The following is a 13158-nucleotide window of genomic DNA, read 5'->3' as shown; positions in this document are numbered from 1 at the left end:
CCGCCCATCATGGCGTCCGGGCGTGCGCGACGGCCACGGCTGTGAGCGAGCGCACCTGGCCGGTGATCGCGAGCCGGTTCCGTACGAACTCGGGGTCGGTGACCGTGCCGGTCGCCGGGTCGGTGTTGCCCCGCCCGAACTGCAGCACCGGGGTGTGCAGGTGGCCGCCCGGCACGTGCAGGCGCACGGCGTCGCGCAGGAGGGTCGCGCGGTAGGCGATCTCGTTGGAGAGGTAGTCGCCTCCGCCGCCCGCGCGGGCGGTCGACCCCGGCGTCGGCCCGTCCGGCCGGTCGACCGGCCCGGTGGCGCCCGCGGGGATCTCGGTGACCTCGGTGTTGTCGTGCACCGGGTACGGCCCGGTGGGGGCGGCCGTCATGGCCGCGTACGGCAGGCTCGTCGTCGTCCACTGCGGCTGCGGGCGGACGGTGGGCACGCCGGGCGGCACGGGCACGGTCTCCGTGCGGGAGACGTTCGCGTTGTCCGGGTAGCCGCCGCGCCAGGCGCCGTTGGTGCGCTCGACGTCGAAGCGGCCGGGGCGGCCCTGGCTGATCGTGGTGAAGAGGTCCACGCGGCGGGGGCCCGGCAGGAAGTGCGGCAGCAGGGTCCGCTCGACCGTGCCGTCGGCGAAGTCCGCCCAGCGGACGGGGAAGACGGCCGCCTCGATGCGCGCCGGGCCCGCGGGGGTGTCGATCGTCGTGCCGTCCAGGGCGAGGGCGGCGGCGCCCGAGGGGTTGGAGCGGCGGGGGTCCGCGTCGAGCTGGAAGGGGTCGAAGCCGGTGATGAGCACGCGCTTGACCCGGGTGCCCGCCGGGAGGTCGAGGGAGTCCTGGCCGCGCGAGGAGCGCTCGACGCGGCCGGTGAGCTCGGCGAGCTGCGCGCCGGACAGCCGGAAGGCGGGCTTCCATTCCTGCAGGGCGCGGGTCATGCCCAGCCGCGCCCAGTACAGCGGCCGGTCGTCGTCACGGCTCAGGTCGTCGGCGCGGCTCGGGTCACCGGCGCGGCTCGGCTCGCCGGCGCGGCTCGGCTCGCCGGCGGCCTGCGGGCCGGGGCCGCGGCCCTGGGCCCGGTCCACGGCCCGCTGCCACAGCCGCCGCCCCTCGGCGGTCGCGAGGCGCTGCGCCTGCGGGAGGGTGCGGGTGCGGGCCAGGGCGGCGGCGAAGTCCGGGGCCGTGCCGGCGAAGCCGCTGCGGCGCAGGATCTCCTGCGGCACGGGGCCGGAGAGCCGCTGCTCCTCGGCGGTGAGGGACGGCCGGGGCGCCGGGGCGGCGGCCGTCGCGGGAACGGCCGCGGCGGTGAGGACGAGGAGGAGGGGGACGGCGGCGAGGGCCGTTCCGCCGAGCCGGAAGGGATGCGAGGGATGCATGGGGCGGAAGCTAACCACTGCGGCGGGGCACGCGATAGAGGGGCTTCCAACTCCCTTTTGGCACCGTAGAGTTCCAGCCACAATGACGCAATGGATATAGCTCAGCACTTAGCGGCCCCGCTCTTCGACCCGGGCAGCGGCCAAGGCCTTCGGCAGTTCGCGGAGTTGGGCATCGCCCTGCTGCTCTCCTCCCTCATCGGCCTGGAGCGCGAGCTGCAGCAGAAGAGCGCCGGGCTGCGCACGCACACCCTCGTCGGGGTGGGCAGCGCGCTGTTCATGGAGGTGTCGATCCACGGCTTCGGCGCGGTGTCCTCCCTCGTCAACGCCCGGGAGGATCCGTCGCGGGTGGCCGCCCAGATCGTCTCGGGCATCGGCTTCATCGGCGGCGGCCTGATCTTCGTGCGCCGCGACGCGGTCCGCGGCCTGACGACGGCCGCCACGATCTGGCTGACCTGCGCCCTGGGCATGGCCTGCGGCGGCGGGCTGCCGCTGCTCGGCGCCGCCGCGACGCTGGTGCACTTCCTGGTCGTACGCGGCTTCCCGGTGATCACCCGGCGCATGGCGCTCGTGCCCGGCGACCGGGTCGAGCTGCACCTGTCGTACCGCACCCGCAAGGGGCTGCTGCCGCGGGTGCTGGAGCTGTGCACGAAGCGCGGGTTCCGGGTCACGGACGTCCTCATCGAGCCGGAGCAGGCGGCGGCGGACGGCCGGGAGAAGGGCAAGGGCAAGGAGGCGGGGCTGGTGCTGAGCCTGGAGGGGAAGGGCCCGGCCTATCCGATCGTGGAGGAGCTGACGAGCTGGGAGGGGATCACCGGGGTGGGGCTGCGGGCGGCCCAGGACGGCGGGGACTGACGGGGAGCGGCGCCGACGGGCGGTTGTCAGTGGCGGGTGTCACGCTGGCTTCGCAGAGGAACCGCGAAGGGAGATCGCTTCCATGATCACCACTGATTTCGTCCCCGGCTCCCCCTCCTGGCTCGACCTCGGCTCGCCCGACACCGCGGCCGCCGCGCGCTTCTACGGATCGGTGTTCGGCTGGGAGTTCCGGCCCCACGGCCCCGAGACCGGCGGCTACGGCGTCTTCCGGCAGGGCGGGAGGACCGTTGCGGGCATGGGCCCGCTCACCGAGGAGGGCGCCCGCTCCGCCTGGATGATCTACTTCCATTCGGCCGACGTGGAGGCGACGGCCGCCTCGGTGCGGCGCGCGGGCGGCACGGTGCGGGTCCCGCCGATGGGCCCCGGCGACGGCGAGGGCCGGATGGCCCAGTTCACCGACCCGCAGGGCGGCCAGTTCGCCGTCTTCCAGCCCGGCACGTACCCGGGCCTGGAGGACGCCGACCGGCCGGGCGCCCTGTCCTGGACCGAGCTCTACACCACGGACGCGGCGGCGGCGAAGCAGTTCTACGGCACGGTCTTCGGCTGGGTCACCGAGGACATCCCGCTGCCGGGCGGCGGGGGCACGTATGCGCTGATCACCCCGGCGGGCGGGGGCAAGGAGCGGATGCAGGGCGGTCTCATGGAGCTCACGCCCGAGCACCTCGCCCTCAACGGCGGCCGCCCCTACTGGCACCCGGTCTTCGGCTCCGAGGACTGCGACGCGACGGTCGCGAAGGTCACCGAGGGGGGCGGCTCGGTCCAGATGGGCCCGGAGACCGCGGAGGGCGTGGGCCGCCTGGCGGTCTGCCTCGACCCCGCGGGAGCGGACTTCGTGGTCCTCCAGCCGGAGGGAGGCGCGGCCGCCTGATGGATCCCGCGGAGGGAAAAAGGGGCTCGCGCGGCCCTCCGGACCGGTGCATGATCGCCGGATGACATGGACAGCACCCGTGATCTCCCGGCCCGGCGGATCGCTCGCGGCCGGCGAACGCACCCTGCTCACCGGCCTCCTCGCCTGGCACCGCAGCACCCTGCTCCACAAGTGCGCCGGGCTGACCGGCGAGCAGCTGGCCGAGCGGTCCGTGCCGCCGTCGGAGCTGTCGCTGCTGGGGCTGATCCGGCACATGGCGAAGGTCGAGCGGATCTGGCTCCGCGAGCGGTTCGCCGGCCAGGACGTGCCCCGGCTGCACGGCACGGAGCAGAGGCCGAACGCCGACTTCGAGGAGGCGGACCCGGCCCGCGCCGCCGAGGACTACGCCTGCCTGCTGGAGGAGCAGGGCCTGGCCGACGCCCTGATCGCGGAGGCGTCCCTGGACGACACGTTCACGGCCGGCGGCGAGACGTACTCGCTGCGCTTCGTCCTCCTCCACCTCATCGGCGAGTACGCGCGCCACAACGGGCACGCCGATCTGGTGCGCGAGCGCGTGGACGGCGTCACGGGGGCGTGACGGCGCCCCGGCCGGTGCCGGCCCGGCCGGGTGCCGGCGGCGGGCTTTCGTGCGGCGCCCCGCTCCGGGCGCACTGTGCGGAGCGGGGCGCCTTCCGGAGTGGCTCAGGGGACGTTCAGCGTCAGGGTGTACCGGCTGAGGGTGAAGGTCCGCAGGGCGCCGGTCTGGACGTGGGAGCCGGTGCCCGCGTCCTCCAGGCGGGAGGGCGTGAACCGCCCGGCCACCGCTCTCCCCTGGCCGCTCTCGAACGTGCCGGCGCCCAGGCTGACGAAGTCCCGTACGGCGTTGGCCTGCGTCTGCTCGCCGGTGTTGTAGAGCAGCCGGTCCGTGGTCGTCGTTCTCACGAAGCCGCCCGTGCCGGCGGCCGCGCCCGCCAGGACGGTGAGGGTGGCACCGGTGATGAACGGCGCGCCGGCCGCGGCGCAGCGGAGGTTGCCGCCCCCGGCGACGGCCCCCGTGGCGACGTTGACCGTGAACGAGACCGGCCCCGTGCAGTGCAGCACGGCGGCCATGGTGTCGTCGTGCGCCGGGGAGGCGGTCGCGGTGCCCGGGCCGAGGGTGAGCGCCCCGGTGAGCGCGGCCGCACCGGCGATCGCGCGGCGGGTAGTGGACGAGAACATGGGTCCTCCTTCACTTCGCTGACGTCCCGGCGAGACGGCGGCCGGGAGCTTCGACGGAGGGAAGGCGCGCACCATCCTGCTCTCGAGTCTGCTCGCGTCAACTCATAGGCGGAATCGCCTGTTCAGGTGAATATGCCGGAGTTGAGAAGCCCTGTGACCAGGGCGGCGTGGAGCGGCGTGCGTCAACTCCCGGGCCGTACGAGCCGGTCCGCGGACCGTGCAGCGAAGAACAGCAGTCCCGCCGTCAACACCACTGCCACAGCCGCCACTGCGCCCACGGCACTCGCATGCAGCGCGCGCCGCAGCACCAGATGGAGGGCGATGCCGAGCCCGCCCACCGACACCAGCGGCCCCCGGGCGTACCAGGCGAGGAAGCGGAAGACCCCCGGGTCACCGATCGGCGAGCTCACACCGGAGATCAGCATGTCCGTACGGGCCGGCCCGCGGCTCGCCGAGAAGACCGCCGCCGCGGCGAACGGCACCGCGCACACCGGCATCAGCACCAGCGCCCACGGCGCCCCGGCCACCGCGAACGGCACCGCCGCGAGCAGCGCCAGCAGGGCGCCCAGCACCGCCGGCACCACGGCGTGCTGGAGCATCAGCGTACGGAAGCGGAACGGTGACCAGGCCGCGCGCCGCACGTCGTCCGTCTCCAGCCGGGCCGGCTCGGCGAGCGCGCCCACGGCGGCGTAGCCGAGCAGCAGGGCGGCGACGAGGCCGACGGTGCGGGCGGTGCCGCCGGACTGCAGGCCCAGGGCGGCCACCCCCGCGGCGACGCCCGTCCACATCAGCGCCTTCCCCGGGCGGGCGGGCGACCGCAGCAGGGACAGCAGGTCCCGCCAGACCACCACGAGGTACTTGCTGCGCGGGCGCGGCAGCCGTACGCGGCGCACCCGGCCCGCGCCGGGGCCGGAGGCGGCGGCGTCGATCAGGGCGAGCTTCGCGGCCCGCAGCTCCGCCGAGTACATCACCGAGGACACGGTCTGCGCGGTCGCCGCCCGCCGCCGCAGCTGCGCCGTGGGCACGAGCGCGGCGTCCCGGTGCCCCTGCACCAGCCCGGCGGCCGTCAGCAGCACCAGCAGGGCGACCGCGGCGGGCCACCCGGGGGCGTGGCCGCCGGTGACGGAGACGACGGGCTGGGCGGCCCAGCCCCACGGCCCGGACCACAGCTCCACGGCCTCCAGCACCGCGCTCCGGTGCCCGTACGCGGCGGCACCGGTCTGCCCCGCGAGCAGCATCAGCACGACCACCGCCGGGGGCGAGAAGCGCCGGACGAGGAGCGCGAGCCCGGTCCGCCGCTCGACCGCCATGCCCGCCGCGGCGGCCAGCAGCGGCAGGCACAACGCCGCCGGGAGCAGGGCCAGCAGGGCGCCGCCCAGCGGTGCCAGGCCCAGGACGCGCAGGACGACGGCCGCGGCGGCCCCGGCCGCCAGTGCGGTGACCGCCGACACCCCGGCCGACAGCCAGAACCACGGACGCAGGACCGTGGCCCTGCGCACGGGCTGGGCGAGCAGCCAGCCGACCGAGGGCGCGGGCACGACGACGGGCCCGCGCCACAGCGCGTCGCGCGCGGCGAGCAGGGCCAGGCCCGCGGTCAGCAGCGTGAACAGCGCGGGCAGGACGCCCTGGACGTGCGCGGCGACGGCGCTGTAGTCCGCGCCCAGCCGGATCTGCCGCAGGAAGTAGACGAGGTACCCGCCGCCGTAGCCGGCGCCGAGGAGCACGGCCGTGTAGACGTAGACGGCGATGTCGCGGCCCTTCTGGCGGCGGTGGCCCTTGCGCTTCTGCCGCAGCCAGCGGAGCGTCTCGGCGGTGCGGTCGTCCTCCTCCTCGCTCCAGGCGGGCTCATCGGCGGGCAGGACGTCCTCCGCGACGCCCGGTGCGTCCCGGCTCATCCGCGCAGCCCCAGCTTCCCCAGGACCTCCGCGGGCGGGCCCTCGGCGATCACCCGGCCGTCCTCCAGGGCGATCATCCGGTCCGCGACGGCCTCCGCCAGCTCGGCCTGATGGGTCGCCAGCAGGACGGCGACGCCGTCGCGCTTCTCGCCGGCCAGCAGCTCCGCGAGGCGGATCCGGGCGTCCGGGTCGAGCCGCTGCTCGGGCTCGTCGAGCACGAGGAGGTCGCGCGGGCGGACGAGGGCGGCGGCCAGCAGCAGGGACTGGAGCTGGCCGGAGGAGAGCGAGCCGGGCAGCGCCTGCGCGTGGCCGGACAGCCGGCGGTCGGCCAGCACCTCGTCGATCCAGGCGTCGGCGTCCTCCACCGCGTGGGCGACGGTGACGAGTTCGAGGTGCTCGCGCACGGTCAGGTCCGGGTAGGTGGCCACGGTGTCCCCGACGACCGCGACCCTGGCCCGCACCTCCGGATCGTCCTCCGACATCCCGCGGCCCGCGAACAGCGCGGTGCCGGTCGTCGGCTCGTCCCGGCCGCACGCGATCCGCAGCAGCGTGGACTTGCCGGAACCGTTGTGGCCGAACAGGGCGGTGCAGGTGCCCGGCGCCAGGTCGAGATCGAGCGGGAGCAGCGCCTTCCGCTCCCCGTAGGTGCGGCTGACCCCGCGCAGCCGCAGGAGCGGGGCGGGGGCGCCTTGCGGCGCCGTCGAGCCGGTCATCAGAAGCCTCCGTACGGCGTGATCGATCTCCCCGACCCTAGTGAACGGGCGACGCCCGGCGGTGCCCGCCTCCGGTGCGCGACGATGGCCCCCATGAACCCAGCGCGCGACCCCGCACCCGAGCCCGCCCCCTCGACCGGCGCCGCCGGCCCCGGCGGTGCCTTCGGGCCCCTCGGCTTCCAGCTCGTCCTGCTGCGGCGGATGGCCGACCACCAGCCCGGCCTCGTCGAGGAGGCCCTGCGCGCGCTCGGCGTCGGCAAGGCCGAGATGCGGGAGGCCAACCGGCGCTGGCAGGCCATGCTGCGCGCGCCCGGGCGGCGCGGGGCCGCCCCGCGCTACCGCTCGGTGCTCGGCCCGCCCGAGGCCACCGGCGAGCGCCGCGTCGGCGACCTGAGCTTCGAGGCGGCGTGGTGGCGGCTGCCGCTCTGGCCCGACCTGCGGTTCGAGGTGCTGGCGGCGCCCGGCGGGGCCGTGTGGAACGAGTGGCTGGTGCGCGCGCCCGGCGCGCCCGGCCCGCAGCTGCGGACGGTCGCGGACCTGCGGCCGTGGTCGTGCACGGTGGACGAGGTGGCGCGCGCCTTCGCCCCCGCCCGCCCCCTGGAGGGCACGGCGCCCACCCGCTGGCGGCTCGCGTTCACCGCGCCGGATGCCGCCGGGGAGCGGGGCGAGTACGTGGTCGAGTTCACGTGGGGGCTTCTGCAGCGGTTCGTGTGAGCCGCGCAGGCCGGAGAAGAGCGGAGGAGCCGGGGTCAGCCCAGCTCGGCCGTCAGCGTGATCGTCGTACCGGTGAGGGCCTGGCTGACGGGGCAGTTCTTCTTGGCGCCCTCGGCGGCCTCCTGGAAGCCCGCCTCGTCCACGCCCGGCACCTCGCCGCGCACGGTGAGGTGGATGCCGGTGATGCCCTCGCCCGGCTGGAACGTGACGTCCGCCTTGGTCTCCAGGCGGGTGGGCGGCGTGCCCGCGCCGGTCAGGGCGTGGGAGAGGGCCATGGAGAAGCAGCTGGAGTGCGCGGCCGCGATCAGCTCCTCCGGGCTGGTCTTGCCGTTCGCCTGCTCGGCGCGCGACGGCCACGACACCGGCTGGGAGCCGATGCCGGACGAGTCGAAGCTGACGGTGCCGCTGCCCTTGAGCAGCTCGCCTTCCCAGACGGTGTGCGCGGTACGGGTGGTGGCCACGGATCGTCCTCCAGATCACTGCTCGGGTTCACTGCTCGGTTTCGGAGATCACAGCTTATGGGCTCGGCCCGGGCGCGGTCCCCGGTGCGCGCGGCACGGCGGTATCCGGCGTGATCCGCCGGGCACCGCCGGATCACACCGCCCACAGGTTCCACGCCACGAGCGCGGGGCGGCCGTGCTCGGTGCCGATCCGGCTGACCGTCGCGGTGTCCAGCCGGAAGAGCGCGCCCGCGGCGGGCGGCAGGCCGAGCCTGCGGGCGGTCAGGACGCGCAGGAAGTGCCCGTGCGCGACGAGGACCACGTCCCCGCCGCCGGCCTCCAGCAGCGGGGCGACCCGGGCCAGCACCCGGTCGGCGCGGGCGCCGACCTGCGCGGGCGTCTCGCCCGGGTGCTCCGGCGGCCCGGGGGCGACGCCGTCGTCCCACAGGAACCAGCCGGGGCGGGTGCGGTGGATCTCCTCCGTGGTGATGCCCTCGTAGCCGCCGTAGTCCCACTCGTGGAGGTCGGGGTCGGTTTCGGTGTCCTCCAGCCCGGCGAGCTCGGCCGTCCGCAGGGCCCGCTTCAGCGGGCTGACCAGGACCTTCCGCGGCGTGATGCCGGCCAGCAGCGGCCGCAGGGCCTCCGCCTGCCGCTCGCCGCGGGCGGTGAGGTCCACGTCCGTGCAGCCGGTGTGGCGGCCGTCGCGGCTCCACTCCGTCTCGCCGTGCCGGACCAGCACGAGCTCACTCACCGGCGGTCTGCTCCCCGGCCTGCGCCGCCGGCTGCCCGCCCTGTGCCGCCGGCTGCCCGGCCTTCGCCTGCTCCTCGGCCACGGAGGCGCGCACCTCGTCCATGTCGAGCGCGCGGGCCTGCCGGATGATGTCCTCCAGCGCGGCCTCCGGCAGCGCGCCCGGCTGCGCGTACACCGCGATCTTGTCCCGCACGATCATCAGCGTGGGGATCGACCGGATGTCGAAGGCCGCCGCCAGCTCGGGCTGCGCCTCGGTGTCGACCTTGCCGAAGACCAGGTCGCCGTGGCGCTCCGCGGCCGCCTCGTACACCGGCGCGAACTGCCGGCAGGGGCCGCACCACGACGCCCAGAAGTCGATGAGCACGAATCCGCTGGCGGAGACGATGTCGTCGAAGTTGTCCTTGGTGAGCTCCACCGTGCTGCTGCTCATGCGTCGCTACCTGCTTCCGCTGTGGCGTCGGGTGACCGTCGGACCGGCCCAGCAGCGCCAACAGGATGACGCCGGGCCGTATTCCGCCGCATACCCGTACGGGAAGCGAGCAGCCGGCCCCGGCCGGCGCGAGGTGGCCGAAGCCCGCCGCTCCCGGGCCCGCACAGCGCGAAGCCCCGCCGGGCCGGGCGGGTGCCGGGCCGGGCGGGGCTTCGAAAACGCAGGTCGCATCGTTTCTGCAGCGACGTCGCGTGGGTGGGGCGGGTGGGACTCGAACCCACGGCCGACGGATTATGAGTCCGCTGCTCTAACCGGCTGAGCTACCGCCCCGTTCACGGCGCGTCGCGCACATCTGTGCGCGCCGTCTGCCGCAGCATAGCCGCTCATACGATCTGCTGCCCCTGAGGGGGCGTATTGCGTGACCTACCTGACCATGAGGACTTCGATCACGGCGGGACGGTTCCCTCCGGAACCGGATCCGGATACGAAAAAGGACCCCCGAAGGGGTCCTTGATCGCTTGCTCCTCCGACTGGACTCGAACCAGTAACCTGCCGGTTAACAGCCGGCTGCTCTGCCAATTGAGCTACAGAGGATCGCGCTCCCCCGACTGGACTCGAACCAGTAACCTGCCGGTTAACAGCCGGCTGCTCTGCCAATTGAGCTACAGGGGACTGCTGCGTTTGCCTCGAATGCCCTTCCGACCGGCCTTCCGGGCGGCGGGCGCTCGCTGCGAGACATACATTAGCGCAAGCAGGGGGGTGCTCCGCCAATCGGTATCCCGGGAGTGACCTTCGCACCCGGCGGGTAGGCGGCGACCACGGTGCGACGACGGTGTCCGAAGGTCTTCGAGAAGGGTGGAGCGGGATGCGCTACCGGCTGACGTTCATGGTGGGAGCAGCCGTCGGATACGTCCTGGGGGCGCGGGCCGGCCGGGAGCGGTACGAACAGCTGCGCAAGGGGGCCCGGCGGATCGCGCAGAACCCCGCCGTGCGCAACACCGTCGAGTCCGCCGCGCAGAACGGCCGGGCGATGGCCTCCCGGGCCCTGTCCGGGGCGGGCGAGCGGATGCCGGAGTCGGTGGCCGAGCGCGTGCGGTCGCTGCGCGAGCGGGGCCGGGACGCCGAGGACGACTGGGGCGGCAGCAACACCTGACCCGGCGGGCCGTCCGGCGGGTCGCTCCGGCGGGTCGCTCCGGCGGCCCTCGCCTTGGTCACACCCGTCACGGCGGTTCACTCCTGACCCCGGGCGGCGTTGCCGGGCTAACACCCCTCCGGGGCACGGAGCATGCTCCGGGGTTTGGCATCATCTCGGCATGGGCATAGTCGCGGGCTTGGACAGTTCCACCGAGAGCACACGGATCGTCGTCTGCGATACGGACACGGGTGCCGTTCTCCGGCAGGGGTACGCCCCCCATCCGCACACCGACGGCGACCCCCAGGCCTGGCTGATCTCCCTGGGCGAGGCCGCCGCCGGCGGGCTCCTGGAGGGCGTCCAGGCCATCGGGGTCTCCGCGCAGCAGAACGGCCTGCTCGCGCTGGACGCCGGCGGGGTGCTCGTACGGCCCGCCATGCTCGGCAACGACAAGCGGATGCAGCCCTGCGCCGCCGACCTGACGGACGCCCTGGGCGGGCGGGCCGCGTGGGCGCAGGCCGTCGGCTCCGTGCCGCAGCCCGGCCAGATGGTCGCCAAGCTGCGCTGGCTCGCCCGCAACGAGCCCGAGTCCGCCCAGCGCATCGCCGCCCTGCTGCAGCCGCACGACTGGCTCGTGTGGCAGCTCCTGGGCCGCCCGCTGCGGCGGACGACCGACCGCGGCGACGCCTCCGGCACCGGCCTGTGGTCGGCCGCGACCGGCTCCTGGCGGCCGGACCTGGTCGAGCTCGCCCTGGGCCGCCAGGCCGTGCTCCCCGACGTGCTCGCGCCCGCCGAGCCCGCCGGGCACACCCCCGAGGGGCTGCTGATCTCCGCGGGCACGGGCGAGACCATGGCCGCCGCCTTCGGCCTGGGCGTCGGGCCGGGCGACGCGGTGATCTCGCTCGGGGCCTCCGGCTCGGTGTTCGCCGTGCACCACGAGGCGCTCGTCGACGACACCGGGACGATCACCTCCCTCGCCGACGCGACCGGTATGCACCTGCCCGTGGTGCACACCCTCAACGCCGTACGGGTGCTGCGCGGCACGGCGGAGCTGCTGGGCACGGACCTTCCCGGCCTGTCCGAGCTGGCCCTGCAGTCCTCCCCCGGCTCGTACGGGCTCGTGATGCTGCCCTACCTGGAGGGCGAGCGGACCCCGCACCTGCCGCATACCGCCGGCACCCTCGCCGGGCTGCGGCGCGAGAGCATGAAGCCCGAGCACCTGGCGCGGGCCGCGTTCGAGGGCATGCTGTGCGGGCTGACGGACGCGCTCGACGTGCTGCGCACGCGCGGGGTGCAGGTGCGCCGGGTGTTCCTGCTGGGGCCCGCGGCGGAGCTGCCGGCCGTGCAGGCGATCGCTCCGGCGCTCTTCGGCACTCAGATCGTCGTGCCGCAGCCGGCCGACTACGCGGCGCTGGGCGCGGCCCGGCAGGCGGCGTGGGCGCTGGGCGTCCAGCAGGGCGCGCTGGCGCCCCACGAGCCGCCCATGTGGCCCGCGGCCGCCGGTCAGGCCGCAGGCCCCGGGGAGGACCTCGCCGTGGGGCAGGCGGTGCGGCAGCAGTACGCCGCCGTGCGCGAGCAGACGCACCCTGGGGCGTTCCAGGCCGCCGGCTAGCCGGTTCCCCGGTCGGCCAGCCGGTCTGTACGTCGGTCAGCCGGTCGATGAGCCGTCAGTCAGTCGAGGTAGCCGCGCAGCTGGTCGGCGAAGGCGTGGTCGCGGAGCTTGTTGAGGGTCTTGGACTCGATCTGGCGGATGCGCTCGCGGGTCACGCCGAAGATGCGGCCGATCTCCTCCAGCGTGCGGGGGCGGCCGTCGACCAGCCCGTAGCGCAGCTGCACGACCTTGCGCTCGCGCTCCCCGAGCGTCGACAGGACCGCCTCCAAGTGCTCGCGCAGCAGCAGGAAGGCGGCCGACTCCACGGGGGAGGCGGCGTCGCCGTCCTCGATGAGGTCGCCGAGCGCGACGTCGTCCTCCTCCCCGACCGGAGCGTGCAGCGAGACCGGCTCCTGGGCCAGCCGCAGCACCTCGCTGACCCGTTCCTGGGTGAGGTCGAGGTGGGCGGCGACCTCGTCGGCCGTGGGCTCGTAGCCGCGCTCCTGGAGCATGCGGCGCTGCACGCGCACGACGCGGTTGATCAGCTCCACGACGTGCACCGGGACGCGGATGGTGCGGGCCTGGTCCGCCAGCGCCCGCGACATCGCCTGGCGGATCCACCACGTCGCGTACGTGGAGAACTTGTAGCCGCGGGCGTAGTCGAACTTCTCGACCGCCCTGATCAGGCCGAGGTTGCCCTCCTGGACGAGGTCCAGCATGGTCAGGCCGCGGCCGATGTAGCGCTTGGCGACGGAGACGACGAGGCGCAGGTTGGCCTCGATCAGGCGCCGTTTGGCCATCCGGCCGAGGACGACCAGGCGGTCCAGGTCGAGCGCGAGCTGGGAGTCCAGGTCCGGGGCGCCGGCGAGCTTCTCCTCGGCGAACAGGCCGGCTTCGACGCAGCGGGCCAGCTCGACCTCCTCGGCCGCCGACAGCAGCGGGATGCGGCCGATCTCGCGCAGGTACTGGCGGAAGAGGTCGGAGGACGGGCCGCCGGTGTCGGGGCGCGCGGGGTCGGCGGCGGCCTCGGCCGGGGCGGCTTCGGGTGATTCGGCTTCGGCCTCGGGTTCCGCCTCGGATCCGGCGTCCCGGCTCGCGGCCGGGTCCGGCAGGAGCGGCTCGTCGGAGAGGCTCTCGGCCTGCGGTGCGGCGGGCTGCCGGGGCACGCCCTGGGCCGGGGCGGCCGGGGGC

Annotated in this window: 14 protein-coding genes and 3 tRNA genes; 6 read left to right on the top strand and 11 right to left on the bottom strand. The window is 75.0% G+C overall.

What is annotated here, in order from left to right:
* Positions 1–7: 7 nt before the first annotated feature.
* Positions 8–1363 (bottom strand): pyroglutamyl peptidase, encoded by a 1356-nt coding sequence (locus tag ACSNOH_RS13655; protein WP_436721551.1) that lies wholly within the window; start codon positions 1361–1363, stop codon positions 8–10.
* 90 nt (positions 1364–1453) lie between these two features.
* On the opposite strand from ACSNOH_RS13655, the gene ACSNOH_RS13650 reads away from it, so the two are divergent.
* From ACSNOH_RS13650 to ACSNOH_RS13640, 3 genes are all read left to right on the top strand, one after another.
* Complete coding sequence (locus ACSNOH_RS13650; RefSeq protein WP_436721549.1) at positions 1454–2215, top strand: MgtC/SapB family protein; 762 nt, start codon at positions 1454–1456, stop codon at positions 2213–2215.
* Positions 2216–2297: 82 nt separating this feature from the next.
* Positions 2298–3104 carry a VOC family protein gene (locus ACSNOH_RS13645; RefSeq protein ID WP_436721548.1) on the top strand — a complete coding sequence of 269 codons (807 nt, stop codon included), beginning with the start codon at positions 2298–2300 and terminating at the stop codon, positions 3102–3104.
* 61 nt (positions 3105–3165) lie between these two features.
* On the top strand, positions 3166–3681 hold the full coding sequence (locus ACSNOH_RS13640; protein WP_436721547.1) for a DinB family protein: 516 nt from the start codon (positions 3166–3168) through the stop codon (positions 3679–3681).
* 104 nt (positions 3682–3785) lie between these two features.
* Here ACSNOH_RS13640 and ACSNOH_RS13635 read toward each other — a convergent pair whose 3' ends face one another.
* The 3 genes from ACSNOH_RS13635 to ACSNOH_RS13625 all read right to left on the bottom strand — a co-directional run bounded on the left by ACSNOH_RS13635 (position 3786) and on the right by ACSNOH_RS13625 (position 6909).
* On the bottom strand, positions 3786–4301 hold the full coding sequence (locus tag ACSNOH_RS13635; RefSeq protein WP_436721546.1) for a hypothetical protein: 516 nt from the start codon (positions 4299–4301) through the stop codon (positions 3786–3788).
* Positions 4302–4483: 182 nt separating this feature from the next.
* Complete coding sequence (locus ACSNOH_RS13630; RefSeq protein WP_436721545.1) at positions 4484–6196, bottom strand: hypothetical protein; 1713 nt, start codon at positions 6194–6196, stop codon at positions 4484–4486.
* Positions 6193–6909, bottom strand: a complete 717-nt coding sequence (locus ACSNOH_RS13625; protein ID WP_436721544.1) for an ATP-binding cassette domain-containing protein — start codon at positions 6907–6909, stop codon at positions 6193–6195. Before ACSNOH_RS13625 ends, ACSNOH_RS13630 begins: the two co-directional genes overlap by 4 nt.
* Before the next feature lie 93 nt (positions 6910–7002).
* Between ACSNOH_RS13625 and ACSNOH_RS13620 the strand changes: the two genes are divergently transcribed.
* The gene (locus ACSNOH_RS13620) at positions 7003–7623 is read left to right on the top strand and encodes a hypothetical protein (protein ID WP_436721543.1); all 621 of its coding nucleotides are present in this window, start codon (positions 7003–7005) and stop codon (positions 7621–7623) included.
* Positions 7624–7658: 35 nt separating this feature from the next.
* On the opposite strand, the gene ACSNOH_RS13615 is transcribed toward ACSNOH_RS13620, so the two are convergent.
* From ACSNOH_RS13615 to ACSNOH_RS13590, 6 genes are all read right to left on the bottom strand, one after another.
* Entirely contained in the window at positions 7659–8084 is a 426-nt protein-coding gene (locus ACSNOH_RS13615; RefSeq protein WP_436721542.1) for an OsmC family protein, read from the bottom strand.
* 133 nt (positions 8085–8217) lie between these two features.
* On the bottom strand, positions 8218–8814 hold the full coding sequence (locus ACSNOH_RS13610; RefSeq protein WP_436721541.1) for a histidine phosphatase family protein: 597 nt from the start codon (positions 8812–8814) through the stop codon (positions 8218–8220).
* The gene (gene trxA / locus ACSNOH_RS13605; RefSeq protein WP_436721540.1) at positions 8807–9244 is read right to left on the bottom strand and encodes a thioredoxin; all 438 of its coding nucleotides are present in this window, start codon (positions 9242–9244) and stop codon (positions 8807–8809) included. Before trxA ends, ACSNOH_RS13610 begins: the two co-directional genes overlap by 8 nt.
* Before the next feature lie 256 nt (positions 9245–9500).
* Positions 9501–9574, bottom strand: a tRNA-Ile gene (locus ACSNOH_RS13600).
* Positions 9575–9765: 191 nt separating this feature from the next.
* Positions 9766–9838: transfer RNA gene (locus tag ACSNOH_RS13595), tRNA-Asn, on the bottom strand.
* A gap of 5 nt (positions 9839–9843) precedes the next feature.
* Positions 9844–9916, bottom strand: a tRNA-Asn gene (locus ACSNOH_RS13590).
* A gap of 193 nt (positions 9917–10109) precedes the next feature.
* Here ACSNOH_RS13590 and ACSNOH_RS13585 point away from each other — a divergent pair.
* The gene (locus ACSNOH_RS13585; protein ID WP_436721539.1) at positions 10110–10397 is read left to right on the top strand and encodes a YtxH domain-containing protein; all 288 of its coding nucleotides are present in this window, start codon (positions 10110–10112) and stop codon (positions 10395–10397) included.
* A 160-nt stretch (positions 10398–10557) separates the two neighbouring features.
* Positions 10558–11988: an FGGY family carbohydrate kinase gene (locus tag ACSNOH_RS13580; RefSeq protein ID WP_436721538.1), complete on the top strand. Its 1431-nt coding sequence runs from the start codon at positions 10558–10560 to the stop codon at positions 11986–11988.
* A gap of 59 nt (positions 11989–12047) precedes the next feature.
* On the opposite strand, the gene ACSNOH_RS13575 is transcribed toward ACSNOH_RS13580, so the two are convergent.
* Positions 12048–13133, bottom strand: coding sequence for an RNA polymerase sigma factor (locus tag ACSNOH_RS13575; protein ID WP_436721575.1), 1086 nt, complete (start codon positions 13131–13133; stop codon positions 12048–12050).
* Positions 13134–13158: the final 25 nt, after the last annotated feature.

The organism is Streptomyces sp. URMC 127 (assembly GCF_051386535.1).
In the GTDB taxonomy this organism is placed as follows: domain Bacteria; phylum Actinomycetota; class Actinomycetes; order Streptomycetales; family Streptomycetaceae; genus Streptomyces.
Note: the sequence above shows the minus strand (reverse complement) of the source record. Positions and strands in the feature narration are given on the sequence as shown.

Bases quoted from the DNA above. Each gene is read 5' to 3' on its own strand.
- ACSNOH_RS13655 (WP_436721551.1), bottom strand. From the start codon at position 1,363: ATGCATCCCTCGCATCCCTTCCGGCTCGGCGGAACGGCCCTCGCCGCC.
- ACSNOH_RS13650 (WP_436721549.1), top strand. From the start codon at position 1,454: ATGGATATAGCTCAGCACTTAGCGGCCCCGCTCTTCGACCCGGGCAGC.
- ACSNOH_RS13645 (WP_436721548.1), top strand. From the start codon at position 2,298: ATGATCACCACTGATTTCGTCCCCGGCTCCCCCTCCTGGCTCGACCTC.
- ACSNOH_RS13640 (WP_436721547.1), top strand. From the start codon at position 3,166: ATGACATGGACAGCACCCGTGATCTCCCGGCCCGGCGGATCGCTCGCG.
- ACSNOH_RS13635 (WP_436721546.1), bottom strand. From the start codon at position 4,301: ATGTTCTCGTCCACTACCCGCCGCGCGATCGCCGGTGCGGCCGCGCTC.
- ACSNOH_RS13630 (WP_436721545.1), bottom strand. From the start codon at position 6,196: ATGAGCCGGGACGCACCGGGCGTCGCGGAGGACGTCCTGCCCGCCGAT.
- ACSNOH_RS13625 (WP_436721544.1), bottom strand. From the start codon at position 6,909: ATGACCGGCTCGACGGCGCCGCAAGGCGCCCCCGCCCCGCTCCTGCGG.
- ACSNOH_RS13620 (WP_436721543.1), top strand. From the start codon at position 7,003: ATGAACCCAGCGCGCGACCCCGCACCCGAGCCCGCCCCCTCGACCGGC.
- trxA (WP_436721540.1), bottom strand. From the start codon at position 9,244: ATGAGCAGCAGCACGGTGGAGCTCACCAAGGACAACTTCGACGACATC.
- ACSNOH_RS13585 (WP_436721539.1), top strand. From the start codon at position 10,110: ATGCGCTACCGGCTGACGTTCATGGTGGGAGCAGCCGTCGGATACGTC.
- ACSNOH_RS13580 (WP_436721538.1), top strand. From the start codon at position 10,558: ATGGGCATAGTCGCGGGCTTGGACAGTTCCACCGAGAGCACACGGATC.